Origin of the sequence: Kitasatospora sp. NPDC092286 (assembly GCF_044755565.1) — a bacterium.
Taxonomy (GTDB): domain Bacteria; phylum Actinomycetota; class Actinomycetes; order Streptomycetales; family Streptomycetaceae; genus Kitasatospora.
Genome location: NZ_JBIVRD010000007.1, coordinates 204998 through 230205 on the forward strand (window position 1 = coordinate 204998; position 25208 = coordinate 230205).

At 73.5% G+C, this 25208-nt stretch carries 23 protein-coding genes and 1 pseudogene; 9 read left to right on the plus strand and 15 right to left on the minus strand.

What is annotated here, in order from left to right; translation table 11 throughout:
* Positions 1-145: 145 nt before the first annotated feature.
* The 8 genes from ACIQIB_RS09765 to ACIQIB_RS09800 form a co-directional block, all read right to left on the minus strand.
* On the minus strand, positions 146-2014 hold the full coding sequence (locus tag ACIQIB_RS09765) for an ABC transporter family substrate-binding protein (RefSeq protein ID WP_400757455.1): 1869 nt from the start codon (positions 2012-2014) through the stop codon (positions 146-148).
* Positions 2015-2120: 106 nt separating this feature from the next.
* A complete protein-coding gene (locus ACIQIB_RS09770; protein WP_363607468.1) occupies positions 2121-4598 on the minus strand; it encodes a SpoIIE family protein phosphatase in 2478 nt (825 codons plus the stop codon).
* A gap of 361 nt (positions 4599-4959) precedes the next feature.
* Positions 4960-7524, minus strand: coding sequence for a SpoIIE family protein phosphatase (locus tag ACIQIB_RS09775; protein WP_363607467.1), 2565 nt, complete (start codon positions 7522-7524; stop codon positions 4960-4962).
* A 416-nt stretch (positions 7525-7940) separates the two neighbouring features.
* Positions 7941-8381 (minus strand): NUDIX domain-containing protein, encoded by a 441-nt coding sequence (locus tag ACIQIB_RS09780; RefSeq protein ID WP_400659983.1) that lies wholly within the window; start codon positions 8379-8381, stop codon positions 7941-7943.
* Positions 8382-8391: 10 nt separating this feature from the next.
* Complete coding sequence (locus ACIQIB_RS09785) at positions 8392-8544, minus strand: SPOR domain-containing protein (RefSeq protein ID WP_363607465.1); 153 nt, start codon at positions 8542-8544, stop codon at positions 8392-8394.
* Between the two features lie 103 nt (positions 8545-8647).
* Positions 8648-10114, minus strand: a complete 1467-nt coding sequence (locus tag ACIQIB_RS09790; protein ID WP_400757458.1) for a DUF4190 domain-containing protein — start codon at positions 10112-10114, stop codon at positions 8648-8650.
* A gap of 153 nt (positions 10115-10267) precedes the next feature.
* Positions 10268-11086, minus strand: a complete 819-nt coding sequence (locus tag ACIQIB_RS09795) for a methyltransferase domain-containing protein (RefSeq protein WP_400757460.1) — start codon at positions 11084-11086, stop codon at positions 10268-10270.
* A gap of 166 nt (positions 11087-11252) precedes the next feature.
* Entirely contained in the window at positions 11253-12629 is a 1377-nt protein-coding gene (locus ACIQIB_RS09800) for a hypothetical protein (RefSeq protein WP_400757461.1), read from the minus strand.
* 169 nt (positions 12630-12798) lie between these two features.
* On the opposite strand from ACIQIB_RS09800, the pseudogene ACIQIB_RS09805 reads away from it, so the two are divergent.
* The 4 genes and pseudogenes from ACIQIB_RS09805 (at position 12799) to ACIQIB_RS09820 (ending at position 15416) form a co-directional block, all read left to right on the plus strand.
* A pseudogene (locus tag ACIQIB_RS09805) lies at positions 12799-13937 on the plus strand (dihydrofolate reductase family protein).
* Between the two features lie 61 nt (positions 13938-13998).
* Positions 13999-14667, plus strand: a complete 669-nt coding sequence (locus ACIQIB_RS09810; protein ID WP_400757462.1) for an HAD-IA family hydrolase — start codon at positions 13999-14001, stop codon at positions 14665-14667.
* A 234-nt stretch (positions 14668-14901) separates the two neighbouring features.
* Positions 14902-15159 carry a type II toxin-antitoxin system prevent-host-death family antitoxin gene (locus ACIQIB_RS09815; protein WP_363607461.1) on the plus strand — a complete coding sequence of 86 codons (258 nt, stop codon included), beginning with the start codon at positions 14902-14904 and terminating at the stop codon, positions 15157-15159.
* Positions 15156-15416 carry a Txe/YoeB family addiction module toxin gene (locus tag ACIQIB_RS09820; RefSeq protein WP_363607460.1) on the plus strand — a complete coding sequence of 87 codons (261 nt, stop codon included), beginning with the start codon at positions 15156-15158 and terminating at the stop codon, positions 15414-15416. The genes ACIQIB_RS09815 and ACIQIB_RS09820 overlap by 4 nt, the downstream gene beginning before the upstream one ends.
* A gap of 325 nt (positions 15417-15741) precedes the next feature.
* Here ACIQIB_RS09820 and ACIQIB_RS09825 read toward each other — a convergent pair whose 3' ends face one another.
* The 4 genes from ACIQIB_RS09825 to ACIQIB_RS09840 form a co-directional block, all read right to left on the minus strand.
* On the minus strand, positions 15742-15996 hold the full coding sequence (locus ACIQIB_RS09825) for a Txe/YoeB family addiction module toxin (protein WP_363607459.1): 255 nt from the start codon (positions 15994-15996) through the stop codon (positions 15742-15744).
* Positions 15993-16274, minus strand: coding sequence for a type II toxin-antitoxin system prevent-host-death family antitoxin (locus ACIQIB_RS09830; protein WP_363607458.1), 282 nt, complete (start codon positions 16272-16274; stop codon positions 15993-15995). Before ACIQIB_RS09830 ends, ACIQIB_RS09825 begins: the two co-directional genes overlap by 4 nt.
* Before the next feature lie 198 nt (positions 16275-16472).
* A complete protein-coding gene (ychF, locus tag ACIQIB_RS09835) occupies positions 16473-17546 on the minus strand; it encodes a redox-regulated ATPase YchF (RefSeq protein WP_363607457.1) in 1074 nt (357 codons plus the stop codon).
* Positions 17547-17621: 75 nt separating this feature from the next.
* On the minus strand, positions 17622-18038 hold the full coding sequence (locus ACIQIB_RS09840; RefSeq protein ID WP_363607456.1) for a glyoxalase: 417 nt from the start codon (positions 18036-18038) through the stop codon (positions 17622-17624).
* 115 nt (positions 18039-18153) lie between these two features.
* Between ACIQIB_RS09840 and ACIQIB_RS09845 the strand changes: the two genes are divergently transcribed.
* A complete protein-coding gene (locus ACIQIB_RS09845) occupies positions 18154-18792 on the plus strand; it encodes a DUF6542 domain-containing protein (RefSeq protein WP_363607455.1) in 639 nt (212 codons plus the stop codon).
* 116 nt (positions 18793-18908) lie between these two features.
* On the opposite strand, the gene ppgK is transcribed toward ACIQIB_RS09845, so the two are convergent.
* Complete coding sequence (ppgK, locus tag ACIQIB_RS09850) at positions 18909-19655, minus strand: polyphosphate--glucose phosphotransferase (protein ID WP_400757464.1); 747 nt, start codon at positions 19653-19655, stop codon at positions 18909-18911.
* Between the two features lie 121 nt (positions 19656-19776).
* Positions 19777-20751, minus strand: coding sequence for a 4-hydroxy-3-methylbut-2-enyl diphosphate reductase (locus ACIQIB_RS09855; RefSeq protein WP_363607453.1), 975 nt, complete (start codon positions 20749-20751; stop codon positions 19777-19779).
* A gap of 87 nt (positions 20752-20838) precedes the next feature.
* Between ACIQIB_RS09855 and ACIQIB_RS09860 the strand changes: the two genes are divergently transcribed.
* Entirely contained in the window at positions 20839-22182 is a 1344-nt protein-coding gene (locus ACIQIB_RS09860) for an APC family permease (protein ID WP_400757466.1), read from the plus strand.
* Between the two features lie 10 nt (positions 22183-22192).
* A complete protein-coding gene (gene xseA / locus ACIQIB_RS09865) occupies positions 22193-23446 on the plus strand; it encodes an exodeoxyribonuclease VII large subunit (RefSeq protein ID WP_400757468.1) in 1254 nt (417 codons plus the stop codon).
* On the opposite strand, the gene ACIQIB_RS09870 is transcribed toward xseA, so the two are convergent.
* Entirely contained in the window at positions 23437-23928 is a 492-nt protein-coding gene (locus tag ACIQIB_RS09870) for a GNAT family N-acetyltransferase (protein WP_363607450.1), read from the minus strand. The two genes, xseA and ACIQIB_RS09870, sit on opposite strands and share 10 nt — an antisense overlap.
* 164 nt (positions 23929-24092) lie before the next feature.
* On the opposite strand from ACIQIB_RS09870, the gene ACIQIB_RS09875 reads away from it, so the two are divergent.
* A complete protein-coding gene (locus ACIQIB_RS09875; protein ID WP_363607449.1) occupies positions 24093-24341 on the plus strand; it encodes an exodeoxyribonuclease VII small subunit in 249 nt (82 codons plus the stop codon).
* A gap of 114 nt (positions 24342-24455) precedes the next feature.
* Positions 24456-25067, plus strand: coding sequence for a malonic semialdehyde reductase (locus ACIQIB_RS09880; RefSeq protein WP_363607448.1), 612 nt, complete (start codon positions 24456-24458; stop codon positions 25065-25067).
* Positions 25068-25208: the final 141 nt, after the last annotated feature.

Below are 25208 nucleotides of genomic sequence, written 5' to 3' on the forward strand. Positions count from 1 at the left end.
GTTCCGCCTGCTACTACCGGTCCACCCGCCGGGCAGGACATGCCACGGCTTCCTCCTATCGTACGGGGAACCACCCAGGTGGGCCGAAACGGGCAGGTCGGGCGGGATCAAGATCACAAGTGGATCACCCCGTCCTCACCGCGCTTCACCACGCGGACGGAGTGGCCTCGGGGCTCTGCTCCCCGCCGGCCCAGCCGATGTCCTGGAAGCGCGGCCACCCGAAGCCCCACGCCCCGGCGCCCACGACGCCGGACCGGACACCCACCAGGTCGGGCCGCTGGTAGAGGGGGACGGAGTGACCGAGCTGCCAGATCCGGGTGTCGGCCTCCTGGAGCAGGGCGAGACGGGCGTCGAGGTCGAGCTCGGCGGCAGCGCGGTCGAAGAGCCGGTCGATCTCCTCGGTACCGGCGCGGGCGAAGTTGGTGCCGGCCTCCAGGACGCCGTCCGGGTCGGGCCGGGGCTTGGCGTAGACCGGGCGCTGCTCGGTGGCCGGGTTCGAACCGGCCGGCCAGGAGAAAACGGCGAGCTCGTAGTCGCCGGTGGCCAGGTGGTCCTGGACGAAGGTCTCGGCGGGCGCCGTCACCGGCCGGACGGCGATGCCGGACTCGGCCAGGTCGGCGGTCAGCGCGTCGGCGGTGCGCAGGGCGGTGGCGGAGCCCGCCGGGATCAGCAGGGTGAGGGCGAGGTCCTTGCCGTCCTTGGTCCGGGTGCCGTCGTCCGTGGGACGCCGCCAGCCCGCCTCGTCCAGGAGCCGGCTCACGTCCGCCGGGGCGGCGGCGGGCCCGTTGTCGCGGTAGCCGTCCTGGTCGGCGGTGAGGAGGTGGCTGCCGAGCGGTGCGGCGACCAGGCCGAGCGGGGTGAGCGCGGCATCGGCGATCCGCCGCCGGTCGACGGCCAGACCGAGGGCGGCGCGGACGGCCGGGTCGGTGAGCGGCTCGTGGGCGGCGTTGAGGGTGAGCTGGGTGAGCGAGGGCGCGGCGGCCCGGTGCACGGTGACGCCGGGCAGCGCCTCCGCCCGCCGCAGCTCCCGGACGGCGGCCTCCGGTACGGCGGCGGGCGGCGCGGCGGCGGGGGTGGGGGTGGCCGTGCCGGAAACGGTGGGGGAAGCGCTGGGCGAAGCATCGGGGGAAGCGCCCGACAGGACGCCGGCCCGGTCGACCGCGGCGGTGAGCGGCGCGATGTCCAGCCGGTCCTGGTCGAGCCCGTCCAGCCGCTGCTCGGGCGGCGCGGCCAGGAAGTCGATCCGGTCCGCCTTCGCCGGGTCGCCCCACCAGAGCGGGTTGCGCCCCAGGGTGACCCGCCCGCCCTCGGGGTCGTAGCCGGCCACCGCGTACGGCCCCGCCGTCACCTGCCCCGTGCCCGTCAGCGGCTGGTTGAAGGCGGTCGCGGTGGCCGTCCGGGCCGCGGGGTAGAGGGGACTGAACAGCGCCCGCCAGTCGGCGTACGGCTGCCGGAGGACGACCTTGACCTCGGCCGGGTCGGCTCCCTGCTCGATCGAGTCGATCAAGCCGTATCCGGCCGGGCGGGTGCTGGTGTACGCGGTGTCGGGACCGGAGAGCGCGGCCCGCTGGGCGGTGAAGTCGGCCGCCGAGAACGGGGTGCCGTCGCTCCAGACGGCCTTCGGGTTGAGCCGGTAGGTGATCACCTGCGGCCGCCGCCCCGGCGGGGTGGACTCCGCGGCCACCAGGTAGTCCGGGTCGGCGACCGGCCGGCCGTGCTCGTCGGGCCGGAACAGCGAGGGGTACAGGGCGTGGGCGAGCAGCGCCGAGTCGGCGGTCGCGGCCGGCTGGTAGACGTTGAGCGTGGCCGGGACGGCGTCCACCGCCCAGCGCAGCGTGCCGCCGTCCCGGACGGTGTCCCGGTCGTACGGGCGGACGTCACCGGTGGTGATGGTGGGCGGGGCCGGCACCGGGGCCGGCGCGGGGGCGGGTGCCCGGTCGCCGGTGCAGGCGGCCAGGGTGCTGGTGGCGAGCAGCAGCGCGGCGGCTGCGGCGGTGAGCTGGCGGGCGCGCATGGCGGCCATGGAACGCCGTCCGGGGGCGGCCCGGCCCGCCGACACGGCGGGCCGGCGGGCTACTGCACCCGGACAGCCGAAGCGCCCGGGTGCGGTGGCCCGGGGGTCAGAGCGACAGCTCGAACCAGACGATCTTGCCCTTGGGGGTGCGCCGGCTGCCCCAGCGCTCGGCCAGCAGGCTGACCAGCTGGAGGCCGCGGCCGCCCTCGTCGGTCTCCTGGGCGCGCCGCTGGCGCGGCTGGGCGTAGCCGTCGTCCCAGACCTCGCAGACCATGTTCCGGTCGCGCAGCAGCCGCAGCCGGATCTCGCCCCGGCCGTGCCGCAGCGCGTTCGTCACCAGCTCGCTGACCAGCAGCTCGGTGGTGTCGACCAGCTCCTCCAGGCCGCGCGCCAGCAGCCAGCTGCAGGCCAGCTCGCGGGCCTTGGCGACGGAGGTCGGCTCGGGCGGGAGGAACCAGTTGCCGACCGCGTCCTCGGGGAAGGCGTGCACCCTGGCCATCAGCAGGGCGATGTCGTCCTCGCCGTGGTGCGGGTTGAGCTCGCCGAGCACATGGTCGCAGAGGTCTTCCAGGCCCTTGCCCTCGGCCGACAGCGCGGTGCGGAAGGCGCGCAGGCCCTCGTCCAGCTGGTGCTTGCGGCTCTCCACCAGGCCGTCGGTGTAGAGGCCGAGCACGGCGCCGTCCGGGAGGGTCAGCTCGACCTCCTCGAACGGCTCGCCGCCGACGCCCAGGGGCAGACCGGGCGGCACGTCCAGCATCCGGGCGCTCTCGCCGGGGCTGAGCAGGACGGGCGGCAGGTGGCCGGCGTTGGCGAACACACAGCGCCGGGTGACGGCGTCGTAGACCGCGTAGACGCAGGTGGCCAGGTAGACCTCGCGGGCCTCCTCGTCGGCCGTCGAGGTGAGCCGGCCGTACGGGGTGGGCGGGCCGACGGGCGGCGCGGAGTCGTCGCCGAGGCCGCGGGCGATCTCGTCGAGGGCGGTGAGCACCTCGGCCGGTTCGAGGTCGAGCATGGCGAGGGTGCGGACGGCGGTGCGCAGCTGGCCCATGGCGACGGCGGCGCGCAGGCCGCGGCCCATGACGTCGCCGATGACCAGGGCGGTGCGGTTGCCGGGCAGCTGGATGACGTCGAACCAGTCGCCGCCGACCTCGGTGTTGTTGTTGCTGGGCAGGTAGCGGCAGGCGATCTCCAGGCCGCTGGCGGCCGGGTTGCCCGGGGGCAGCAGGCTGCGCTGGAGGATCAGGGCGCGCTCGTGCTCGCGGCGGTAGAGCCGGGCGTTGTCGATGCAGACGGCGGCCCGGGCGACGAGCTCCTCGGCGATCGCGACGTCCCTGGCGTCGAAGGGCTCGCTGCCGATCGCGCGGGACAGCTGGACCAGGCCGAGCACCTGGTCGCGGGCGACCAGCGGGACGATCAGGGTGGAGCGCAGCAGCGGGTCCGGCCCGGGGTCGGGGACGACGCTGCGGCCGGTGCGCAGCGCCCGGGCGTGCGGGGAGCGGCGCGGGTAGCAAAGGGTGCCGCCGGGCTCGGCGATCGGCAGGCCGGTGACCGAGCCGAGGACCGAGGAGGCGCCGCCGACCACGCTGGAGACGGCGACCCGGCGCAGTTCGCCGCTGCCGTCGGTGAGCACGGTGTCGCCGAGTCGGCCGGCGCTGGGAACGGTCTCGCCGGAGAGCAGCGCGGTGTAGAGGTCCACGGTGGCGAGGTCGCAGAACGGCGGGACGACGACGTCCAGCAGTTCCTTCGCGGTGGTCTCCAGGTCGAGGGTGGAGCCGATGTGGGCGCTGGCCTCGTTGAGCAGGGCGAGGTTGCGGCGGACGCCGTCGGCCTCGCGCTCGGCGACGTGCCGGCTGGTGACGTCGGAGACCTGGCCGGCGACGCCCATCGGCTGGCCAGCCGAGCCGTTCAGCCGGTAGAGCGAGACGGCCCAGAGCCGGTTGCCCTCGCGGGTGGGGACGGTGGAGTGGAAGCGCAGGTCGAAGACGGGCTCGCCGGTGGCGAGGACCTTGCGCAGGGCCGCGGTGAGGCGGTCGGCCTCGGACGGCGGGAAGAGGTCGTGCGGGGTGAGGCCTTCGAGGTCGGTGGGGGTCAGGCCCAGGCCGGAGGCGAAGGCCTCGTTGACGCGCTGGAGGCGGACCCGGTCGTCGAAGAGGATGAAGCCGGTCGGGGTCTGGCCGAAGACCGCCTCGGAGGCGGCGAGGTCGGTCTCGATCCGGCGCAGCCGGCCGAGGTCGACGGCGAGACAGGTGGCGCCGGCGGTGGGCAGCGCGCTGTCGGGCATGAGGTAGAGCTCGGCGAGGCCCTCGCGGCCGGCCGCGTCCCGGTAGGGGGTGGTGCCGACCCACTCCTCACCGGCCAGCGTGCGCTCCAGCCGGGCGCGGCCGCGCTGCCAGAGCTCGCGCGGGACGAAGGTGGTGATCGGGTCGGCGCCGACCGCCTCGGCGGCGGGCAGGCCGAAGAAGTCGGCGGCGCGCCCGCTCCACTGGCTGATCCGGCCGTCGGGGCCGATCGTGAAGGTGGCGACGCGGATGTAGTCGTAGATCGAGCCCGGGTCGCCGGCGCCCCAGTGGTGGGCGTCGGCCATCGGCCGGGCCGCCGGGGCACGGCCGGGGGACCCCGCGGCGGGCGCCGCCACGGGACCGGGCAGGTGGGAGGACCCGGCCTGCCCGGGCACAGCGGCATGACCGCTGCTGCTCGGCGCATTCCGCGCCGGGGTGCTGTTCAACGGACCGACCCCTCCAACCCGCGACCGTCCGGATGTCGAGAAGACCGAGTATTCATCATCGAGGGGTACGTTCACACGCCCTCAACATCACAACATCAGATCGGGCGAAGGTTTTTGTCCTACCGCCCGCGCAACCACAATGCCACGCCCGCGCCCCCTGCCGGAGTGCGCGCTCCCCCCGGCCCCCTGCTGGCATATGCGGCCCCGTTCTACTCGCGTCCTACTCGGCTCCCGGCTCGTCGGGCTCATTACCCGGCAGGGCCTGCTCAAACCAGACAACCTTGCCCATACCCTCCGCCCGGGCGCCCCAGCGGAGCGCGAGCCGGCGCACGAGCTCCAGCCCCCGCCCGCCCTCGTCCGCCTCCTCCGCGTGGCGCTCGCGGGGCGGGTCGGGCAGCGGGTCGGAGATCTCGACCAGCAGCGTCTCGCCGAGCGTCAACCGTACTCCGATGGGTGCGCTCGCATACCGGACGGAGTTCGTGACCAGCTCGCTGACCAGCAGTTCCGTGATGTCGGTGAGCTCCTCGACGCCCCATTCGACGAGCGTGGCCCGGACCAGCCGGCGGGCCCGGGAGACGGCGGTGGGCTCCGCGGGCAGGGTCCAGCCGGCGGTCGGGGTGCCGGCCTGACCGTGGCCGAGCCGGGCGAGCAGCAGCGCCACGTCGTCCGGTTCGCGGCCCTGCTCCATGGTGTCCAGCACCGCCTCGCAGGCCGCCTGGATGGAGGCGTACGACTGTTCGAGGACGACGAGCAGCCGGCCGAGGCCGACGTCCAGGTCCTTGTCCCGGGACTCCACCAGGCCGTCGGTGCAGAGGGCGAGCAGGCTGCCCTCGGGGATCTTCAGCTCGACGGACTCGAACGGGACGCCGCCGACGCCGAGCGGGGCGCCGGAGGGCAGGTCGAGGATCCGGCCGGTGCCGCCGGGCAGCGGGCCGCCGGTCCGGGTCGGCTCGTCGGACTCGTCGGCCGGCACGATCAGCACCGGCGGGATGTGGCCCGCCTTGGCCACCGTCAGCCGGGCCGTCGCCGGGTCGAACACGGCGTAGATGCAGGTGGCCAGCAGCGCCTCGTCCGGTCCCTGGGCGAGGTCGTCGGCCAGCTCGTGGACGTGCCGCAGCAGGACGTCCGGCGGCAGGTCGAGAGCGGCCAGCACCCGGACGGCGGTGCGCAGCCGGCCCATGGTGGCGGCGGCCCGCAGACCGTGGCCCATCACGTCGCCGACCACCAGCGCGGTGCGGTCGCCGGGCAGCGGGATGACGTCGAACCAGTCGCCGCCGACCTCGGTGCCGCTGCTGCCGGGCACGTACCGGTAGGCGACCTCGACGCCGGTCGGCTGCGGGACCTGCTGCGGGAGCAGGGTGCGCTGCAGGGTCAGCGCGGCGGTGCGCTCGCGGGCGTACAGCCGGGCGTTGTCCAGGGAGCTGCCGGCCCGGTCGGCCAGCTCGACCGTGAAGGCCAGGTCGTCGCGGTCGAAGCCCTCCCGGTAGCCGGCCCGGCTGACCAGCAGCAGGCCGATCACGATCCCCCGGGCTCGCAGCGGCACCACCAGCATCGAGTGCACGCCCAGGTCGTGGGCGGCCTGCATCTTCGGGTCGCCCGGGTAGGTCACGTCACTCAGCTGGTCGGCGCCGGAGAGCAGCTCGGGAACGCCGGTGCGCAGCACCCGGCCGCAGGCGGAGTCCTCGGCGAAGGTGATCCGGGCCCCGCGTCTGAGCATCACCTCCACCTCGGGGCCGTCCTGGACGGAGGCGGTGCCCAGCTGGAGCAGCGAGGTGCGGCGGTCGTGGCCGTGCCGGGGCAGGTCGTCCCCGTGGGCGACGGCCTGGAGCAGGATCACCGCGGAGTGGTCGGTGAGCCTCGGGACGACGGCGCTGGCCAGCTCCTGGGCGATCCGGGAGGCGTCCAGGAGGTCGCCGACCCGGGAGCCGAACTCGTTGAGCAGCGAGAGCCGGCGGCGGGCGTGCTCGACCTTGGCGACCGCCCGGTACCGCTCGGTCACGTCCATCACGGTGCCGGAGATGCCGAGCACCCGGCCGGCCCGGTCGGTCATCCGGTTGTAGGAGATCGAGCGGTAGCCGGCCCGGGCGGTGACGGGCGCGGCCAGCGTGACGTCGATGACCGGCTCGCCGGTGGCGAGCACCTGGCGCTGGATGGCGGTGATCTCGTCGGCGGCCCGCTCGGGCAGCGTCTCGCCGGTGGTGCGGCCGACATGGTCCTCGAGAGCGACGCCGTTCATCTCGGCGAGGGTCTGGTTGACGGCGGTGTAGCGCAGGTCGGTGTCCATGATGGCGATCCCCAGCGGGGACTGCTCGAACAGCGCGTCACGGACGGCGAGGTCGCGCTCGACGGCCCGGACGGCCCCCGCCTCGGCCATGTTGACCTGGAGGAACGGGGTGCCGTCGCCGTCCACCAGCAGGGAGATCCGGGCGTCGACGGTGACGGCGGCGCCGTCCCGGTCGCGCAGCTCGGCGAGACCGGCCCAGCGGCCGTGCCGCAGGGTGTCCTGGATCGCGGCACGGATCCGGGCGACCTGGTCCTCGTCCGGGATCAGGTCGTCGATCCGGCGGCCGACCAGCAGCTCGTTCGGCCAGCCGAGCAGTTCCTCGGCGGCCGGGGACCAGAGCACCACCCGGCCCGCGGTGTCCAGGATCGCGATGGCGACCTTGACGACGTCGAAGAGGTTGCCGCCGGAGTGCCCGCCGGGGCCGCCCTGGTCGCCGGGACCGCCCGGGAACGGCCGGCCGGGCCGGCTGCGGGCACCCGCCCGCGACGGGGTGCCGGACACCACCGGGGACGGCGCCGGCGTCGACTGCTGAGGGGTCTCGGGGACGGCGCCGTCGCTCCGGCGGCGGCCGGCGGGCGGCGGAGGCGCCGCCGGGCGCACGCCACGGCGCAGCCGGGCGCGAGCGGCTGCGCTCCCGCCAGCGCCCGTACGCCGTGCTCCCCCGCCGCCGTTACCGGTATTCGACACCGACGGGGCCTCCGGCTCTGGTCGGGATCGGCGTCGCCGGCTGGGGGCGGCTCACCGATGGTGACGAATAGTGCCAAAAAGCGACATACCCAGCAGAGCCCAGGCTATCCCGGCGACCAGGTCGTCTTTTCCGATTGACCTACGCGGCATCCGGCGCGTCGACGGGGCAGCGGAGGCGGGGACGGGGGTGGTGGCGGGGATGGTGGCGGTGGTCGGGCAGGTCCGGCCGGTCAGGCCGTCAGCAGGCGGGCGATGTGCGGGAGGACCTCACGGTCGTGGTCGATCCAGTCGACGTCGGCGAGCTCGGCCGGGCCCAGCCAGCGGAGTTCGTCGTGGTCCTCCAGCGGCCTCGGGTCACCGGAGAGCAGCTCGGCGGCCCAGAAACGCAGCTCCAGGCCGGGCCGGACGAGCCACGCACCGGGCAGCCGCTCCAGCGCCTTCGCCCGGACGCCCAGTTCCTCCAGCAGCTCGCGCTCCAGCGCCTGCGTCTCGGTCTCGCCGGGCTCGGCCTTGCCGCCGGGGAACTCCCAGCGGCCGGCCACCTCGGCCGGTGCGCTGCGGCGGGCGGCCAGCACCCGGCCCCGGTGGACGAGCGCGCCGCCGACGACGATCCGGTTCCCGGCCCGGCCCGCGCCGGGGCCCTCGACCGGGTTCTCCATGGCCTTCTCCATGGGCCAGACCCTATGCGCCCTCGGCCTCCACCCAGTACAGCTGCTTGTGGCCGCGCGCCTCGAAGCGCGCGGCCACCTCCTCGGCCTCGGCCCGGCCGAGGCCCTTGGCGACCTCGAAGCGGTTGCCGTTGTCGTCCTGCCGCATCACCCGGAAGGTGTCCATGGCGTGAGCGTAGCCCCGGCCCGTATGGGGGCCGCTGCTCCCGGCGCGGGGCCGACGGGTACCGGCGCGGCCAGCACCGGGCAGGACACCCGGCCGGGTCAGGTCAGACCTGGATCTCGCCGACCTGCTCACCGGTGGACAGGCCCAGCTCGCGGCGGATCTCCACGCTCGGCCTGGTCGACTTGGCGACCAGCACCTCGGCCCGCCGGACCTCGCGTTCGAGCGTGGCGTTGTCGGTCGTCCCGGCCGCGGCGTCCCACGCGGCGGCGGCCTCCAGCTGGACGGCCGCCAGCTCGGCGATCTTCGGCCGGACGCTCTCCGGCCAGACCGTCGAGCTCTTGGTGAGCGTCTCCGCCTCGCCGCGGGAGGCTGCGGCCATCTGCCGTGCCCACGCCCGGTACTCGGAGTGCGCCTCGGTGATGTCGTCCTCCGGTTCCTTCCCGTAGGCGGTGTTGAAGGTCCGGACGGCCTCCAGGTAGGCGAGCTGGGCCGAGGTCAGGCTGCCCCGGTCGGTGCGCACGGTGCCGCGGTGCTGGGCGCCCGGGTCCTCGAAACCGCAGGTGACGTAGCGTTCGCCGGACTTCCAGCTGGCCCGGTCGGGGTAGAGGTAGACCTCGCCCATGCCGTCCGGCACGACCCAGCTGTCGAGGGCGTAGTCGGCGAGCACCGGGCCGCAGAGGGTGGCGGCGCGCTCACGCATGAGGTTCTCGCCCAGGTAGGGCCCGGCGCTCTCGGGGATCCGGGCGGTGCCGGCCACCTCGCCGTAGTGCGGCAGCAGGCACGGCACCTTGCGCACCCAGAAGACGGCCTGGTCCCCGCCCTCGGGATCGGGCAGGGCGGAGCCCTCCGGCGGGTTGTAGCAGTCGCCGGACTTGAGCGTGGACCACAGGACCGAACCGGGCGGGGCCTTCGGGGCACGGGCGGGGCGGCCGGTGGTGGTGGTGCCGGCGTCGCCCGCGATCACCCCGATCATGGCCACCAGGATGATCACTGCCCCGACGACGCCCAGCAGCACACCGGCCACCGCCATGCCGCGGCCGCGCTCGTTGCGCTTGGGGATCTGGACCAGCGCGGTGATCCCGAAGGCGAGCGAGAGCGGCCACATGCAGAGCAGACCGGTGATCAGCGCGGCGACGGCGAAGCCGTTGGTGGCCCCGGGGGCGGGCGGATAGGCGTATCCGGGCTGGAAGCCGGAGAGCGCCCCGGGCGGGACCGCCGCCCAGCCGCCGCCGGACGGTGCCCCCGGCGGGACCGGAGCGCCGGGTGGCACCGGAGCGCCGGGCGCGCCGGGGCCGGGTACGGCCCACGGGTCGGCGGGGGCGGCAGGGGGCATTGCGGGGGCGGCGGGGGGCGCCGGGGCCCCGGCGGGTGCGGCCGGAGGTGCGGCGGGCACGGGTGCGACAGGTTCAGATGTGGCGGGCCCGGCCGGCGCAGGCGGGGCGGCCGGGGCGGCCGGCTTGGTCAGTTTCACCCGGTCGACGGGCGCGGGAACGTCCGCTGCGGGGATGTCCGACGCGGGCGGCGGGGTGTCCACCGCGGGCACGGGCGCGTCGGGCTCGGGCTTGGACACGTGGACTCCCCCGCCCGCCGGTACGGGCATCAGTTCAGCGGTTGCGACTCGAACGTTCCGCGGACGGATCAATGGGAACGGACGCGCGACTTTACCCGATCTCGCCCAACACCCCCCGCTCATTTTTCACCCGGCCCGGACCGCCCGGGCGCCCTATGGCCGGGCCAGGACCTCACCGTGCAGCATCGCGAACCAGCCGTCCCCGGCGGCCGCCCAGTCCCGCCAGCCGGCCGCGATCCGTTCCAGTTCCGCCGGGTCCGCGTAGCCCTCGGCCACCGCGGTCGCGGCGATGCCGGAGCTCACGATCCGGTCGGCCCACAGCCCGCCCCACCACTCCCGCTGCTCGGGGGTCGCGTACGTCCAGCTGCTGGAGGAGACGGTGACCTCGCTGAAGCCCGCCTGCCGTGCCCAGGACAGCAGCCGCCGGCCGGCGTCCGGCTCGCCGCCGTTGGCCCGGGCGATCCGCCGGTACAGCGCCAGCCAGCGGTCCAGCCCGGGCGCCTCGGGGTACCAGGTCATGGTCGCGTAGTCGACGTCCCGGGCGGCGACGACGCCGTCCTCCGCCACGACCCGGCGCATCTCGCGCAGCGCGGCCACCGGGCCGGTGACGTGCTGCAGCACCTGGTGGGCGTGCACCACGTCGAACTCCCCGTCCGCGTAGGGCAGTCCGTGCACGTCCGCGACCTCGAAGACCACGTTGGACAGGCCTCGCCCGGCGACGTACCGGGCCGCCTGCTCCAGCACCTCGGCCGAGGTGTCCACGGCCACCACCCGCCCGCCGGGGCCGACCAGCTCGGCCAGGTCGGCGGTGATGGTGCCGGGGCCGCAGCCGACGTCCAGCAGGGCCTGCCCGGGCCGCAGCCGGGGCAGCAGGTAGGCGGCCGAGTCGGCGGCGGTACGGGAGCGGTGCGAGCGCAGCACGGGCTCCTGGTGGCCGTGCGTGTAGACGGCGTCGGACTGCGGTCCGGTCATGGCGTCCCCCTGGGGTTCGGTCGGTCTCCTCGACGCCTTCGACGCTACTCCCCGTCCCGCATGACGAGAAGATTCGTCTCACATAATGGCTTGCGTCCGGCGTGCGAAAGCCCCCGGCCGCTGGGATCCGGGATCCCGACCGGGGGCTTCTTCCGTTCGGTAGAGGCTAGTTGAGGGTGAACCAGGTGGTCCGCGACTTCTTCCACTCCGCGTGGGTGAGGTCCTTGGCCGCCGTGCCGTCGCCGTACAGGTCGGCGGAGCCGTCGTCGGTGATCAGCTGCACCCGGGCACCCGGGGCGGTGAGGTCGGGGAGGTCCGCGACGGCCTCCCAGCCGCCCGCGTCACTGGTCGGCAGGTCCAGCACCTTGACCGGCCTGGACCCGGGCCGCCCGTCCCAGCGGTAGAGCGCGTACGGGTCGGAGTTGTCGTCGGCCGCCCAGGAACCGGCCACGATCAGGTACTGGCCGAGCGCGTTGCGCCGCAGGTCCCGGACGGAGAGCCCGCCGAGGTCCAGCTCGACCGGGGCACCGAACGCGGCGTGCGCGGAACCACCGGGCAGCGACGAGAAGTTGGTGACCGGCACGAGCAGCGCCCGGCCGCCGGTGACGGCCGGGGTGAGCGGCGCCCGGAAGCCCACGTACGCGGTGGTGGTGCTGCCCGGCGCGAACTCCAGCCCCTCGACGTTGAATCCGTCGATCTGCTTGGGCGCCTGGCCGTCCGCCGCACCCGCCGCGAAGCCGTAGCGGTCACCGTTGGCGTGGTCCCAGGCGATCAGGTCGTCACGCAGCCCGCGGTACGAACCGGCCGGCGACAACTGGGTGTCGGCGCCCGAGCCGGTGACGGTGGTGGTGAAGACGGTCTGCCGGTCGCGCTTCACCGCGCCGTCCTTGTTGTTGCCGAGGGAGCCCGTCCAGTAGACGGTGTCGCCGACCCGGGTGGCGGCCTCGATGTCGATCTCCTTGGAGACCCCGAGCGCGCCGCTGAAGTCCCAGGTGCGGACCGGCCCGCCGGAGGCGTTGCGGTCGTACAGGCGCAGCACGTTGGACTCGTCGTCGGCCACCAGGATGTAGCCGCCTCCCGCGTCGACGGCCGCCGAGGCGTCGCTGGAGCCGGTCAGATAGCGGCTCGCGGCCGCGTGCTGGACGGCGGGCGAGGCCGCGTAGTGCAGCGTCTTCGTCGCGCTCTTGCCGCCGAGGCCGGTCACCTTGATGGTGAGGTCGGTGTAGCCGACGCCCTGCGCGGCGACCACGAGGGTGCGGGTGCCGGTGGTGCCGGCGACACTGACGTCGCCGGGCCTGGCCACCGAACCGCGGCTGCTCGCCGAGGCCGCCACGGTCAGCGCGGACGCGGCGGCGCCGCTCTGCGCGACGGTGACGGTGACCGTCGGGTCGCCGGTGGCGCCGACCGCACCGGAGAGGTAACCGGCCGAGAGCGTGATGGTGGGGGTTCCGTACGACGCGGCGGTGGCGGGCGCGGCCGGCAGGGCCAGCACCGGCAGGACGGCGACGGCCAGCGGCAGGAGGCCGCGGGAGAGACGGGACACGGTGACAGCCCTTCGAAGTGGGGGCGGTGCGAGGTCGCGACCAGAATGAGGCCGCTGGGCGAACGCCACCCCCAGGCCGGTGGTCCGGTCGGCGAACAGCGCCCCTCACCGGACCGACGCCCCCCGCCCGCGCCGTACGGTGGAGGGCACCCGACAGAACGGTCCCACCATGCCCGGCCCCCGCCCCTTCGTCCTGCTGAGCGCCGCGATGTCGCTCGACGGACACCTCGACGACGCCTCCCCCGAGCGGCTGCTGCTCTCCAGCCCGGCCGACTTCGACCGGGTGGACGAGGAACGCGCCGCCAGCGACGCGATCCTGGTGGGCGGCAACACCCTGCGCACGGACAACCCCCGGCTGCTGGTCAACGACCCCGCCCGGCGCGCCGCCCGACTGGCGGCCGGCCGGCCCGAGTACCCGCTGAAGGTGACGCTCACCGCCGGCGGCGGGCTCGACCGGGCGCTCAACTTCTGGCACACCGGCGGCGACCGGCTCGCCTACACCACCGACGCCGGGGCCGTCACGCTGCGCCCGGCGCTGGACGGGCTGGCCGAGGTGGTGGCGCTCGGCGGCTCGGTGGAGCTGGGCGCGGTGCTGGACGACCTCGGGGCGCGCGGGATCCGCCGGCTGATGGTCGAGGGCGGCGGCAGCGTGCACACCCAGTTCCTGGCGCAGGGCCTGGCGGACGAGCTCCAACTGGCCGTCGCCCCGCTGCTGGTCGGCCAGGCGCGGGCGCCGCGCTTCGTCCACCCCGCGGTCTTCCCCGGCGGCCCGGCCCGCCGGATGCGGCTGCTGGAGGCACGTACGGTGGGCGACGTCGTCCTGCTCAGATACGCCCCCAAGGAGCCCGCCCCGTGACCACCGACCCGGCCGACCTCGCGCACCTGCGGCGGGCCGTCGAACTCTCCCGCCGCTGCCCGCCGTCCGCGACCGCGTTCTCGGTCGGCGCGGTGATCGTCGGCGCGGACGGCACGGTGCTGGCCGAGGGCTACAGCCGCGAGGCCGACGCCCACGACCACGCCGAGGAGGCGGCGCTCGGCAAGCTCCCCGCGGGGGACGAACGGCTGCGCGGCGCGACCGTCTACAGCTCGCTGGAGCCGTGCGGGCAGCGGGCCTCGCGGCCACTGCCGTGCGCCCGGCTGCTCATCGCGGCGGGCGTGCCCCGGGTGGTGGTGGCCTGGCGCGAGCCGGACCTGTTCGTCACCGACTGTCAGGGGACGGCACTGCTGGAGGCGGCCGGGGTCGAGGTGCTGGAGCTGCCGGAGCTGGCCGGGGAGGCCCGCGCGGTCAATGCCCACCTGTTGGGATGATTTTTTGTATCATTACTGAACAAACAGCTCGCATTTCGTGCCGCGCCCGCGAGGAGACTCCATGCCTGCCACCCCCACCGTGCTGACCACCCAGGCCCTGCTGCTGGACATGGACGGCACCCTGGTCAACTCCGACGCCGTCGTCGAACGCTGCTGGCACCGCTGGGCGGACGAGCAGGGCCTCGACCCCGCCGAGGTGCTGGCCGTCGCACACGGCCGCCAGGGCCACGCGGCGATGGCCAGGCTGCTGCCCGAGCGCCCGATGGACCTCAACCTGGCCGACAACCGGCGGATGCTCGCCGAGGAGCACGCCGACACCGACGGCATCGTCCCGGTCCCCGGCGCCCCCGCCTTCCTCGCCTCGCTGGCCGGCCTGCCGCACGCCCTGGTCACCTCGGCCGACGACCGGCTCGCCCGGCTGCGGATGGCCACCGCCGGCCTGCCGCTGCCGGAGACCCTGATCACCGCCGAATCGGTCGGCGCCAGCAAGCCCGACCCCGAGGCCTTCCTGAAGGGCGCCGCCGCCCTCGGCTTCGCCCCCGTCGACTGCCTCGCCTTCGAGGACTCCGAGGCCGGCATCACCGCCGCCCTCGCCGCGGGCATGCCGGTCGTCGGCATCGGCCCCCGCGCCGCCGCCCACCACCCCACCATCCACGCCCTCACCCTGGAACAGGTCACCGTCACCCCGTCCCCCGACGGCACCCTCACGATCACCGTCCACACCGGCTGAGCCCCGAGCCGCCCGGCCACCGCACGCACCCGGGCGAACGGGCGGTGGCGCACGGATACCGCCCGGACGTCGAAGCGACCGATCCGGCACCGCCGAAGCCCCTGCGCACCTCTTGTTCGGTAGAGCCGGCCCGAGGAGCGCACCAGGCGCCGGTCCGCCGGAGGGGCGCTCGCGCCCTTGTCGCCGTCCGAGCACAGGCGTACAATTTCCTGTACCTAGCGGAGGAGTCGAGTCATGAAGACGATGACCTACTCGGAGTCCCGTGCGCGCTACGCCGAGGTGCTCAATGCGGTCACGGATGACCGCGAGGAGATAGTGATCACTCGCGCCGGGCACGAACCGGTGGTCATCGTCTCGCTGGAGGACTACCAGTCCCTCAAGGAGACCGCCTATCTCCTGCGCAGCCCCGCGAACGCCCGCCGCCTCCTGGCCTCCATCGAGGAGCTGGAGAACGGCGGAGGAACCGTACGGGAGCTGGCGAACCCGGAGTGAAGATCACCTTCGCCTCCCGGGCCTGGGAGGACTACCTGTGGTGGCAGATCCAGGACCGCAAGACCCTCGGACGAATCAACACACTCGTTGCCGACATCGCGTGCAACGGCAACGAGGGAATCGGCAAACCGGAACCACTCAAGCACGGATTCCAGGGCTACTGGTCGCGTCGGATCAATGACGAGCACCGCTTGATCTACAAGGTCACCGGCGACTCGATCCTGATCGCCCAGTGCCGCTACCGCTACGAGAACTGAGGGGCGGCGGCCGAGACGCCACAGGACGACCCCCGGCCCGATACTCGGGAAGCCGCCCGCCTGCCGTTCCAGGACGGCGCACCGCAGTGATCCGCCCCGAATCTCAGCACCAGGTCGGCACGGAAAAGAAATCGAGGCTTGCCTCAAGAGAGGCAAGCCTCGCCCGACCTGTGCATTTGACAGATCAAGTTAACTTAGGGCATTAATCCGGTCACACGTTGAAGCGGAACGTTGAGTACAGAGTTCTGACCTGTGGAAACGTCGATTCCGGCGACCTAAGTCAGCACGAAATCAGCACGGTGGGACGACCTTCGCCAGAGGACGATCAGTAGTGATAGCGAGCAGCGAGGATGATGATCTCCTCATCCGTGACCAGGTAGACGAGGCGATGCTCGTCGTCGATCCGCCGTGACCAGGCGCCGGCCAGGTGGTACTTCAGCGGCTCGGGCTTGCCGATCCCGGCGAAGGGATCACGGCAGGCGTCCTCAATGAGCTTGTTGATCCGGGCGAGCATCTTGCGGTCGCTCTTGAGCCAGGACGTGTAGTCCTCCCAGCCCTGATCCTCGAAGACGAGCCTCACGCGGCGCCCTGCCCCGCATCCGCCGCATCGGGGTCGACCAGTTCGCGCTCGGCGAGGTTGATGCGACCGAGAGCGTTTTCGTACGCCTTGAGCAGGCGGCGGGCATTGGCGGGCGAGCGCAGCAGATAGGAGCCCTCGCGCAGGGCGGCGTAGTCCTCGGCGGATACGAGGACGGCATTCCCGTGCTTGGAGACGATCTCGATGGCCTCGTGATCGTCATTGACTTTCTTGATGAGCGGGAAGAGATCCTTGCGGGCCTCGCTCGCAGTGATGGACATGGCAGGAAACCCTTCAAGAGTGGTACCGAATAACGTACCACTCACGGCGATGACCGGTGAGGCATTCAGCGCGATGCCGACCCGGAGAAGCCAGCACCAAGTCAGCACGGGAACAAGCAAGGGGCCCACCCCCCGAGAGAGTGGGCCCCATCTGACCTGCACAGTTGACAGGTCATCTAGCGCAAAGTATGCACATCGTCACACGTTGAAGCGGAACTCCACCACGTCGCCGTCCTGCATGGTGTATTCCTTGCCCTCGATGCGGGCCTTGCCCTTGGCGCGGGCCTCGGCGATGGAGCCGGTCTCGACCAGGTCGGCGAAGGAGATGACCTCGGCCTTGATGAAGCCCTTCTGGAAGTCGGTGTGGATCACACCGGCGGCCTCGGGGGCGGTGGCGCCCTTCTTGATGGTCCAGGCGCGGGCCTCCTTGGGGCCGGCCGTGAGGTAGGTCTGCAGGCCCAGGGTGTCGAAGCCGACCCGGGCGAGGGTGGCCAGGCCGGGCTCGTCCTGGCCCATGGACTGGAGGAGCTCCAGCGCCTCGGCGTCGTCCAGCTCGATCAGCTCGGACTCGATCTTGGCGTTGAGGAAGATCGCCTCGGCCGGGGCGACCAGCGCGCGCTGGGCGTTCTTGAAGTCCTCGTCGGCCAGCTCGTCCTCGTCGACGTTGAAGACGTAGAGGAAGGGCTTGGCGGTCAGCAGGTGCAGCTCGCGGATCGGGGCGGTGTCGAAGCCGGCCTCGAAGAGGGTCTTGCCGGTCTCCAGGATCGCCTGCGCGGCCTCGGCGGCGGCCAGCACGGGGGCGGTGTCCTTCTTCAGGCGCGCCTCCTTCTGGAGCCGGGGCAGCACCTTCTCGACGGTCTGGAGGTCGGCCAGGATCAGCTCGGTGTGGATGGTCTCGATGTCGTCCTTGGGCGACACCTTGCCGTCCACGTGCACCACGTCCGGGTCGGTGAAGGCGCGCACGACCTGGCAGATCGCGTCCGACTCACGGATGTTGGCGAGGAACTTGTTGCCCAGGCCCTCGCCCTCGCTGGCGCCGCGCACGATGCCCGCGATGTCGACGAAGTCGACCGTCGCCGGCAGGATCCGCTGCGAGCCGAAGATCTCGGCGAGCTTGCCCAGCCGGGCGTCCGGGACACCGACGACGCCCACGTTCGGCTCGATGGTGGCGAACGGGTAGTTGGCCGCCAGCACGTCGTTCTTGGTCAGGGCGTTGAACAGGGTCGACTTGCCGACGTTCGGCAGGCCGACGATTCCGATCGTGAGCGACATGAAGCGCAGTCCCGTGGGCTTGGAGGAGTTGGGTCGGCACCGTGCGGGCCGATCCCCCAGTCTACGGGCAGCCGGTCAGGCCGCCGGCGCCGCCGGCAGCGGCTCCAGGAACTCCAGGCGGTTGCCCAGCCGGTCGCTGGAGTGGAACCGCCGGTAGCCGGGCAGGTCACCGTCCCAGACGACGTCATGGCCGTGGGCCGCCAGCCGCTCGGCGAGCGCGTCCAGCCCGCGCACCTGGAGGCCCGGGTGCCCCTTGCGGGCGGGCCGGAACTCCGCCGCCACGCCCAGGTGCACCTCCACCCCGCCGCCCCGGAACCAGCAGCCGCCGCGCGCGGCCAGCACCGGCGGCTTGGTCACCTCCGTCATGCCGAGCACGTCCCGCCAGAACGCGCGGCATTCGTCCTCCGCGCCGGCCGGGATGTCGAGCTGGACGTGGTGCAGCCGCTCGAAGCCGAAACCGCCGGTGAGATCGCTGGTGAAATCGCTGGTCATGAATCCCCCTGGCCGAGTTGATCGACGATCACACGAGTACTCCGTCCGAAGACACGGACGAAGCCTCGAACAACCATTACACAGTGTGGCGATGATCGGACCGTACGTTGGGTGGGTGGAGCAGAGCATCCGAACCCAGCCGCCAGGGCCCAGACGCCGACCGCCGAGCAACGCGGCCAGGGCCGCCGTCCCCGGGCCCAAACGGGCCCCCGAGACCGCCGGAGCGCCCGCCCCCTCCCCCTCCCGGCTACGCCCCGTGGCCGGCGTCCCCGCCCCGAGCCGCTCCGGCGGGCCCCGGCTCCGGCTGCGTCTGCCGCTCGCCGCCCGTGGCGAGCGGCCGGCCGAGGGCCGCGTCTACGGCCGGCAGCGCAACGGCCGGCCGACCCGGCTGACGGCGATCGGCACCGGGGTGGCCGCCCTGGTCGCGACCGTCGCCGTGGCGGGCCTGGACCGGCTGGTGTTCGGCGGTCTCGGCCCGCTGTTCGGCATCGGCTACCTGGTGATCTGCTTCCAGCTGGCCGTCCGGGTGCGTTTCGCCGACCTGCCGGCCGCCCCGATCAGCGGGCCGATCGGCTTCGCCGTCGCCCTGCTGCTGTTCGGCCCGGTCACGTCCACGGGCACGACGGCCCAGGTGGTGGCGCTGGCGACGGGTCTGGCGCTGCGGGCCGGCTGGCTCTTCTCCGGCACCGGCCTGGCGGCGGCGATCGTCCTCGCCCGGTTCGTGGCCCAGCGGCGGATCCACCGCGCGCGCTGAGGAGTGGGAAGTCGGCCGGTCCGACCTTCCACTCCTGCGGCCGTGGATCGCCACGGTCCACCGGCCGGTACCGCGGGCCCGCCCGGCGCCGGACCCACCGCCGGCCGGACCGTCCGTCAGCCGGACGCCCGGGCCGCCGCCATGGCCGCTCCGACGATCCCGGCGTCGTTGCGCAGCTCCGCCGGGACGATCCGCGCCGCCCGCGCGCGCAGCAGCGGCAGGAACTTCTCGTGCTTGCGGCTCACCCCGCCGCCGATCACGACCAGCTGCGGCGAGAACAGCATCTCCACCGCGTCGAGGTACTCGTCGACCCGGACCGCCCACTCCTCCCAGGTCAGCCCGTGCCGTTCCTTGGCCGCCGAGGAGGCCCGCCGCTCGGCGTCCTTGCCGCGCAGTTCGAGGTGGCCCAGCTCGGTGTTGGGCACCAGTGTGCCGTCCACGAACAGGGCGCTGCCGATGCCGGTGCCGAAGGTGAGGACCAGGACCACGCCCCCCTGGTCGCGGCCGGCGCCGTGGACGGTCTCGGCGTACCCGGCCGCGTCCGCGTCGTTCAGCACGGTGGCCGGCAGGCCCAGCGCCTCCCGGAACAGGCCCTCGGCGTCCAGGCCGATCCAGCCCTTGTCGACGTTGGCCGCCGTCCTGGTGTGCCCGTTCACCACCACACCGGGGAAGGTCAGCCCGACCGGGCCCTGATGGTCGAACTGGCGCACCACCTCGCACACGGCGGCGACCACGGCCCCGGGGGCGGAGGGCTGCGGGGTGAGGACCTTGTACCGCTCCTGGGTGAGCTCCCCCCGGCCCAGGTCGACGGGGGCGCCCTTGATGCCCGAACCGCCGATGTCCACGCCGAATACCGCCGTCATGACGATCACCCTCCGCCGAAACCCTTGTCCACAGGCCTGTGCACAAAGCTACGAGAGGCCGGACGGCCCCGCACAGCAGAGAGCCCGGTACCCCGCAGGGGCACCGGGCATCCGCGTCCGGCTACAGCTTGCCCGCGGCCTCGGCGCGCAGGTCGCGGCGGAGCTCCTTGGGCAGCGAGAAGATCAGGTGCTCCTCGGCGGTCTTGACCGTCTCCACGTCGGCGTAGCCGCGCTCGGCGAGCCAGGAGAGCACGCCGTCGACCAGGATCTCCGGCACCGAGGCGCCGCTGGTCAGGCCGACCGTGGTGACGCCCTCCAGCCAGGACTCCTGGATCTCGTCGGCGAAGTCCACCAGGTGGGCGGCCTTGGCCCCGTACTCCAGACCGACCTCGACCAGACGGACGGAGTTGGAGGAGTTCTTGGAGCCCACCACGATCAGCAGGTCCGCCTCGGGCGCCAGCTGCTTGACGGCGACCTGGCGGTTCTGGGTGGCGTAGCAGATGTCGTCGCTGGGCGGGCTGACCAGCAGCGGGAAGCGCTTCTTCAGCTCGCCGACGGTGGCCATGGTCTCGTCCACCGAGAGGGTGGTCTGGGAGAGCCAGACGACCTTCGACTCGTCCCGGACCCGGACGCCGGCCACGTCCTCGGCACCGTCCACCAGGTGGATGCGGTCCGGGGCCTCGCCCATGGTGCCGACGACCTCCTCGTGACCCTCGTGGCCCACCAGCAGGATGTCGTAGCCCTCGTCGGCGAAGCGGACGGCCTCCTTGTGCACCTTGGTGACCAGCGGGCAGGTGGCGTCGATGGTGGCGAGCCGGCCGGCCTCGGCCTCGTCGTGGACGGCCGGCGCGACGCCGTGCGCGGAGAACACCACGATCGAGCCCTCCGGCACCTCCTCCGTCTCGTCGACGAAGATCGCGCCCTGCTTCTCCAGGGTCTGCACCACGTACTTGTTGTGGACGATCTGCTTGCGGACGTAGATGGGCGCCCCGTACTGCTCCAGGGCCTTCTCCACGGCGATCACGGCGCGGTCGACGCCCGCGCAGTAACCCCGGGGGGCGGCGAGCAGGACACGGCGCTGCGCGGTGTTGGACATGGCTCCATCGTACGGGCGGCGGCGAGCCGCGCCGACGGCCGGCGCCTTCGGGGCGGAATCGGTCCCGAATGCTCAAATGTGGAGTTTATGAGCGAGCGAGTCGAACCCGGCGGGCTGCGGCGCAGCCTGGGTGTCCGCGATCTGATGGTCTACGGGCTGCTGTTCATCGCCCCGATGGCGCCGGTCGGCGTGTTCGGTGTGCTGGACGCCAAGAGCCACGGCGCGGTGGCCTCGGTGTACCTGGCGGCCACGGTCGCCATGGGATTCACCGCCTTCTCGTACGCCCAGATGGTGCGCGCGGTGCCGCAGACCGGCTCGGTGTTCGCCTACGCGCGGGCCGGACTGGGCGAGGGGCCGGGGTTCATCGCCGGGTGGATGGCGATGCTCGACTATCTGCTGATCCCGGCGGTGGCGTACCTGTTCTCCGGCATCGCGCTGAACTCCCTGGTGCCGGACGTCTCGCGCTGGGTCTGGACGGCGCTGGCGGTGCTGGTGACCACCGCGCTCAACCTGGTCGGGGTGCGGACGGCGGCGGCGGTCGGCTTCGCGGTGCTGGCGATGGAGATCGCGGTGCTGACGGTCTTCGTGGCCGCCGCCGTGGTGGTGCTGGTCCGGGACGGCGCGCAGCGCGGCCTGGCCACGCCGTTCACCGCGGTCGGCGCCTTCTCGATGACCGCCGTGATCTCCGCGGTCTCGGTGGCAGTCCTCTCCTACCTGGGCTTCGACGCCATCGCGACCTTCGTGGAGGAGGCCGTGGGCGCCTCGGCGGCGGTGGCCAGGGCGGTGCTCTGGTGCCTGGTGCTGGCCGGGGTGCTGTTCGTGGCGCAGACCTACCTGGCGGCGCTGCTGGAGCCGATGACCCCGCAGCAGCTGGCGGCCGACCCGGCGGCACAGGGCTCGGCGTTCTACGACACGGTGGAGAACGGCATCGGGCACTGGCTGCACGTGCTGGTGGCGGCGAGCAAGGCGATCGGCGCGGCCTTCGCGGCGCTGGCCGGGCAGGCCGCGGCCGGGCGGCTGGTCTTCGCGATGGGCCGGGCGGGCCGGCTGCCGCGCTTCCTGGGCGCGGTCGACCCGGCCTCGGCGGTGCCGCGCCGGGCGCTGCTGACGGCGGCGGTGATCACGCTCGCCGCGGCGGTCTGGGCGGCCCGCCGGGACGACGGGCTGGACCAGCTGACCTCGGTGGTGAACGTGGGCGCGCTGACCGCGTTCGCCCTGCTGCACGCCTCGGTCATCGGCTGGTACGCGGTGAAGCAGCGCTCGCGGGACCTGCTGCGGCACGTGGTGGTACCGGTGCTGGGGATCGTGGTGATCGGCGCGGTGGTCTACGAGGCCTCGTCCACGGCGCAGACCGTGGGGGCGGTGTGGCTGCTGGTCGGGCTGGTGGTGCTGGCCGTCCAGGGCTCCCCCGGTGTCGGCGTGCGCCACTAGGTTGGTACGCATGGCCACCACCAGTTCTCCCGAAGCCCCGCTCCCGGTCGGCAAGGTCTCCGCACTGATCGGCGGCTGGATCGACCGGCTCGGCGCCGTGTGGGTGGAGGGGCAGATCACCCAGCTCAGCCGGCGGCCGGGCGCGGGTGTCGTGTTCCTGACGCTGCGCGACCCGCAGGCGGACGTCTCGCTGACGGTGACCTGCTTCCGTTCGGTCTTCGACCGGGTCGCGGACGCGGTGCAGGAGGGCTCGCGGGTCGTCGTGCACGCCAAGCCGGAGTGGTACGCGGCCCGCGGCCAGCTCTCGCTGCGGGCGGCGGAGATCCGGCTGGTCGGGCTGGGTGAGCTGCTGGCCCGGCTGGAGCAGCTGAAGCGGCGGCTCGCCGGGGAGGGCCTGTTCGCGGCCGAGCGGAAGCGGCCGCTGCCGTTCCTGCCGCAGTGCGTCGGGCTGGTCACCGGGCGCGGCTCGGCCGCCGAGCGGGACGTGATGGAGAACGCCCGGCGGCGCTGGCCGGCCGTCCGCTTCGAGGTGCGCAACGTGCCGGTGCAGGGGGTCAGCGCGGTGGAGCGGGTGAGCGCGGCCGTCCGGGAGCTGGACGAGCACCCGGAGGTGGACGTGATCATCGTGGCCCGGGGCGGCGGCAGTGTGGAGGACCTGCTGCCGTTCTCGGACGAGGGGCTGGTGCGGCTGGTCGCGGCCGCCCGGACGCCGGTGGTCAGCGCGATCGGGCACGAGCCGGACCAGCCGCTGCTGGACTTCGTCGCCGATCTGCGCGCCTCGACCCCGACGGATGCCGCCAAACGGGTGGTGCCGGACGTCGGTGAGGAGCTGACGAAGATCCGCCACCTGCGCGACCGGGCCCGCCGGCACGTCCTCGGCCGGGTGGAGCGGGAGCAGCACGGGCTGGACGGCGTGCGCAGCCGCCCGGCGCTGGCCGCGCCGCACCGGATGCTGGACGGGCGCGCCCATGAGCTGGAGTCGCTGCTGGAGCGGGCCCGGCGCACCCTCGGGCACCGGCTGGACCGCGCGCAGGGCGATCTGGGGCACACCCTGGCCCGGGTGGTCGCGCTCTCCCCGGCGGCCACCCTGGAGCGCGGCTACGCGGTGCTCCAGCGGGCCGACGGCACGGTGGTGACGGACCCGGCGCAGACGGCGCCGGGCGAGGGGCTGCACGCCCGGGTGGCACACGGCTCGTTCGGGGTGACCGTCGGGGAGCCGGCGGCCGTCGGAGCCGAGGCCCCCGCCGGCCGGGATCAGCCGTAGGAGCGCTGCCGGGAGAGCGCGACGGAGTGCTCGCCGAAGCCCAGGCTGCGGTAGAGCGCCTCGCCGCCACTGCTGGCGTGCAGGTCGATCCGGCCGACCCGGCGGGCGTCGAACCAGTCGAGCAGCGCCTCGGTGCAGGCCCTGGCGTAGCCGCGGAGCCGGTGGCCGGGGTCGGTGCAGATGTTGAAGACGAAGCCGAACCGGCCGTCCGGGTTGCCCGGCGAGGGCAGCCGCTGCTCCAGGGTGCCGACGGCGCAGGCGGCGAGCGCGCCGGGGCGGCGCGGGTCGTCGACCACGAAGGACGGCATGGTGAGCAGTTCGGCCGGGACGGCGAGGCGTTCGCGCAGTACCGCCTCGGCGGTGGCCTGCCAGGGTCCGGGGCCGTGCAGGCCGGCCATGCCGGGCATGGCCTCGAACATCAGGTCGCGCAGGCGGACGAGCTCAGGTGCGTCGGCCGGAACGGCCGGTCGAACGTCGATCATGCGGCGGAGGTTAGCGCCCGGGGGCGCCGGGGCCTACTTGTTTTCCCCGGACGGACGGACGGACGAACGGGCGGACGGACGAACGGACGGACGAACGGACGGCCGGGCGAGCGGTACGCGCCGGAGGGGCCACGCTGTCGGGGACACCCTCTACGCTGGCTCCCATGGCAGATCAGCAGGAGCAGGCCGCGCCGCGGACCCCGGACGACGCGCTGGGCTACGAGCACGCCCGGGACGCGCTGCTGGAGGTCGTCCGGCAGCTGGAGAACGGCGGCACGTCGCTGGAGGAGTCGCTGGCGCTGTGGGAGCGGGGCGAGCAGCTGGCGAAGGTATGCCAGCGCTGGCTGGACGGCGCCAGGGCCCGGCTGGACGCCGCGCTGGCCGCCGGGGAGGACGAGCCCGCGGGCGAGTGACGCAGGTCACGCCGGCCGCCGGGAACAGTTGAAACTTCACTCATGTTGGGACCAGGTGATCGGCACCGGCCGACCGCACAGACGAACCCCGTTCCTCATGAGGTGTAGAGAAACATGACCACCGCCGCCACCGACGCCCTGGTTCTGGACGACGCCGCTCAGGACCTGCTGTTCCGCGAGGCCCGCACCGCGAACACCTTCACCGACGAGCCGGTCTCCGAGGAGCAGATCCAGGCCATCTACGAGCTGGTCAAGTTCGGCCCGACCGCCTTCAACCAGCAGCCGCTGCGCGTCGTCCTGGTCCGTACCGCCGAGGGCCGTGAGCGCCTGGTCCAGCACCTGGCCGACGGCAACAAGGCCAAGACCGCCGCCGCGCCGCTGGTCGCCATCCTGGCCGTGGACAACGAGTTCCACGAGGAGCTGCCGACCCAGCTCCCGCACTTCCCGCAGGCCAAGGACCTCTTCTTCACCGAGCGCTCGGTGCGCGAGCAGTCGGCGGTGCTGAACGGCGCCCTCCAGGCCGGCTACTTCATCATCGGCGTGCGCGCCGCCGGCCTGGCCGCCGGCCCGATGACCGGCTTCGACGCCGCGGGCCTCAACAAGGAGTTCTTCGGCGACGGCGAGCACTCGGTGCTGGCCGTGGTCAACATCGGCAAGCCGGGCGAGGACGCCTGGTTCCCGCGTTCGCCGCGTCTGGCCTACGACGAGGTCGTCACCTCCGTCTGAGCCTGACGGTCGCGTCCGACCGGCACGCGAAAGGGCCCCGCACCGGCTTGGGTTCTAACGGTCCTCGCAACACCCGCGATCTGTGGGAGTTGCGAGGGCCGTGGCTGTTGGACGCGATGATCTTTCGGGTTTGAGGGAGCG

What these genes read in the sequence shown, in the direction of transcription:
- ppgK (WP_400757464.1), bottom strand. Translation starts at nt 19,655, where the DNA reads ATGACGGCGGTATTCGGCGTGGACATCGGCGGTTCGGGCATCAAGGGC.
- ACIQIB_RS09855 (WP_363607453.1), bottom strand. Translation starts at nt 20,751, where the DNA reads ATGTCCAACACCGCGCAGCGCCGTGTCCTGCTCGCCGCCCCCCGGGGT.
- ACIQIB_RS09815 (WP_363607461.1), top strand. Translation starts at nt 14,902, where the DNA reads ATGAAGACGATGACCTACTCGGAGTCCCGTGCGCGCTACGCCGAGGTG.
- ACIQIB_RS09785 (WP_363607465.1), bottom strand. Translation starts at nt 8,544, where the DNA reads ATGGACACCTTCCGGGTGATGCGGCAGGACGACAACGGCAACCGCTTC.
- xseA (WP_400757468.1), top strand. Translation starts at nt 22,193, where the DNA reads ATGGCCACCACCAGTTCTCCCGAAGCCCCGCTCCCGGTCGGCAAGGTC.
- ACIQIB_RS09765 (WP_400757455.1), bottom strand. Translation starts at nt 2,014, where the DNA reads ATGCGCGCCCGCCAGCTCACCGCCGCAGCCGCCGCGCTGCTGCTCGCC.
- ACIQIB_RS09830 (WP_363607458.1), bottom strand. Translation starts at nt 16,274, where the DNA reads ATGTCCATCACTGCGAGCGAGGCCCGCAAGGATCTCTTCCCGCTCATC.
- ACIQIB_RS09840 (WP_363607456.1), bottom strand. Translation starts at nt 18,038, where the DNA reads ATGACCAGCGATTTCACCAGCGATCTCACCGGCGGTTTCGGCTTCGAG.
- ACIQIB_RS09780 (WP_400659983.1), bottom strand. Translation starts at nt 8,381, where the DNA reads ATGGAGAAGGCCATGGAGAACCCGGTCGAGGGCCCCGGCGCGGGCCGG.
- ACIQIB_RS09770 (WP_363607468.1), bottom strand. Translation starts at nt 4,598, where the DNA reads ATGGCCGACGCCCACCACTGGGGCGCCGGCGACCCGGGCTCGATCTAC.
- ychF (WP_363607457.1), bottom strand. Translation starts at nt 17,546, where the DNA reads ATGTCGCTCACGATCGGAATCGTCGGCCTGCCGAACGTCGGCAAGTCG.
- ACIQIB_RS09810 (WP_400757462.1), top strand. Translation starts at nt 13,999, where the DNA reads ATGCCTGCCACCCCCACCGTGCTGACCACCCAGGCCCTGCTGCTGGAC.
- ACIQIB_RS09795 (WP_400757460.1), bottom strand. Translation starts at nt 11,086, where the DNA reads ATGACCGGACCGCAGTCCGACGCCGTCTACACGCACGGCCACCAGGAG.
- ACIQIB_RS09875 (WP_363607449.1), top strand. Translation starts at nt 24,093, where the DNA reads ATGGCAGATCAGCAGGAGCAGGCCGCGCCGCGGACCCCGGACGACGCG.
- ACIQIB_RS09880 (WP_363607448.1), top strand. Translation starts at nt 24,456, where the DNA reads ATGACCACCGCCGCCACCGACGCCCTGGTTCTGGACGACGCCGCTCAG.
- ACIQIB_RS09860 (WP_400757466.1), top strand. Translation starts at nt 20,839, where the DNA reads ATGAGCGAGCGAGTCGAACCCGGCGGGCTGCGGCGCAGCCTGGGTGTC.
- ACIQIB_RS09870 (WP_363607450.1), bottom strand. Translation starts at nt 23,928, where the DNA reads ATGATCGACGTTCGACCGGCCGTTCCGGCCGACGCACCTGAGCTCGTC.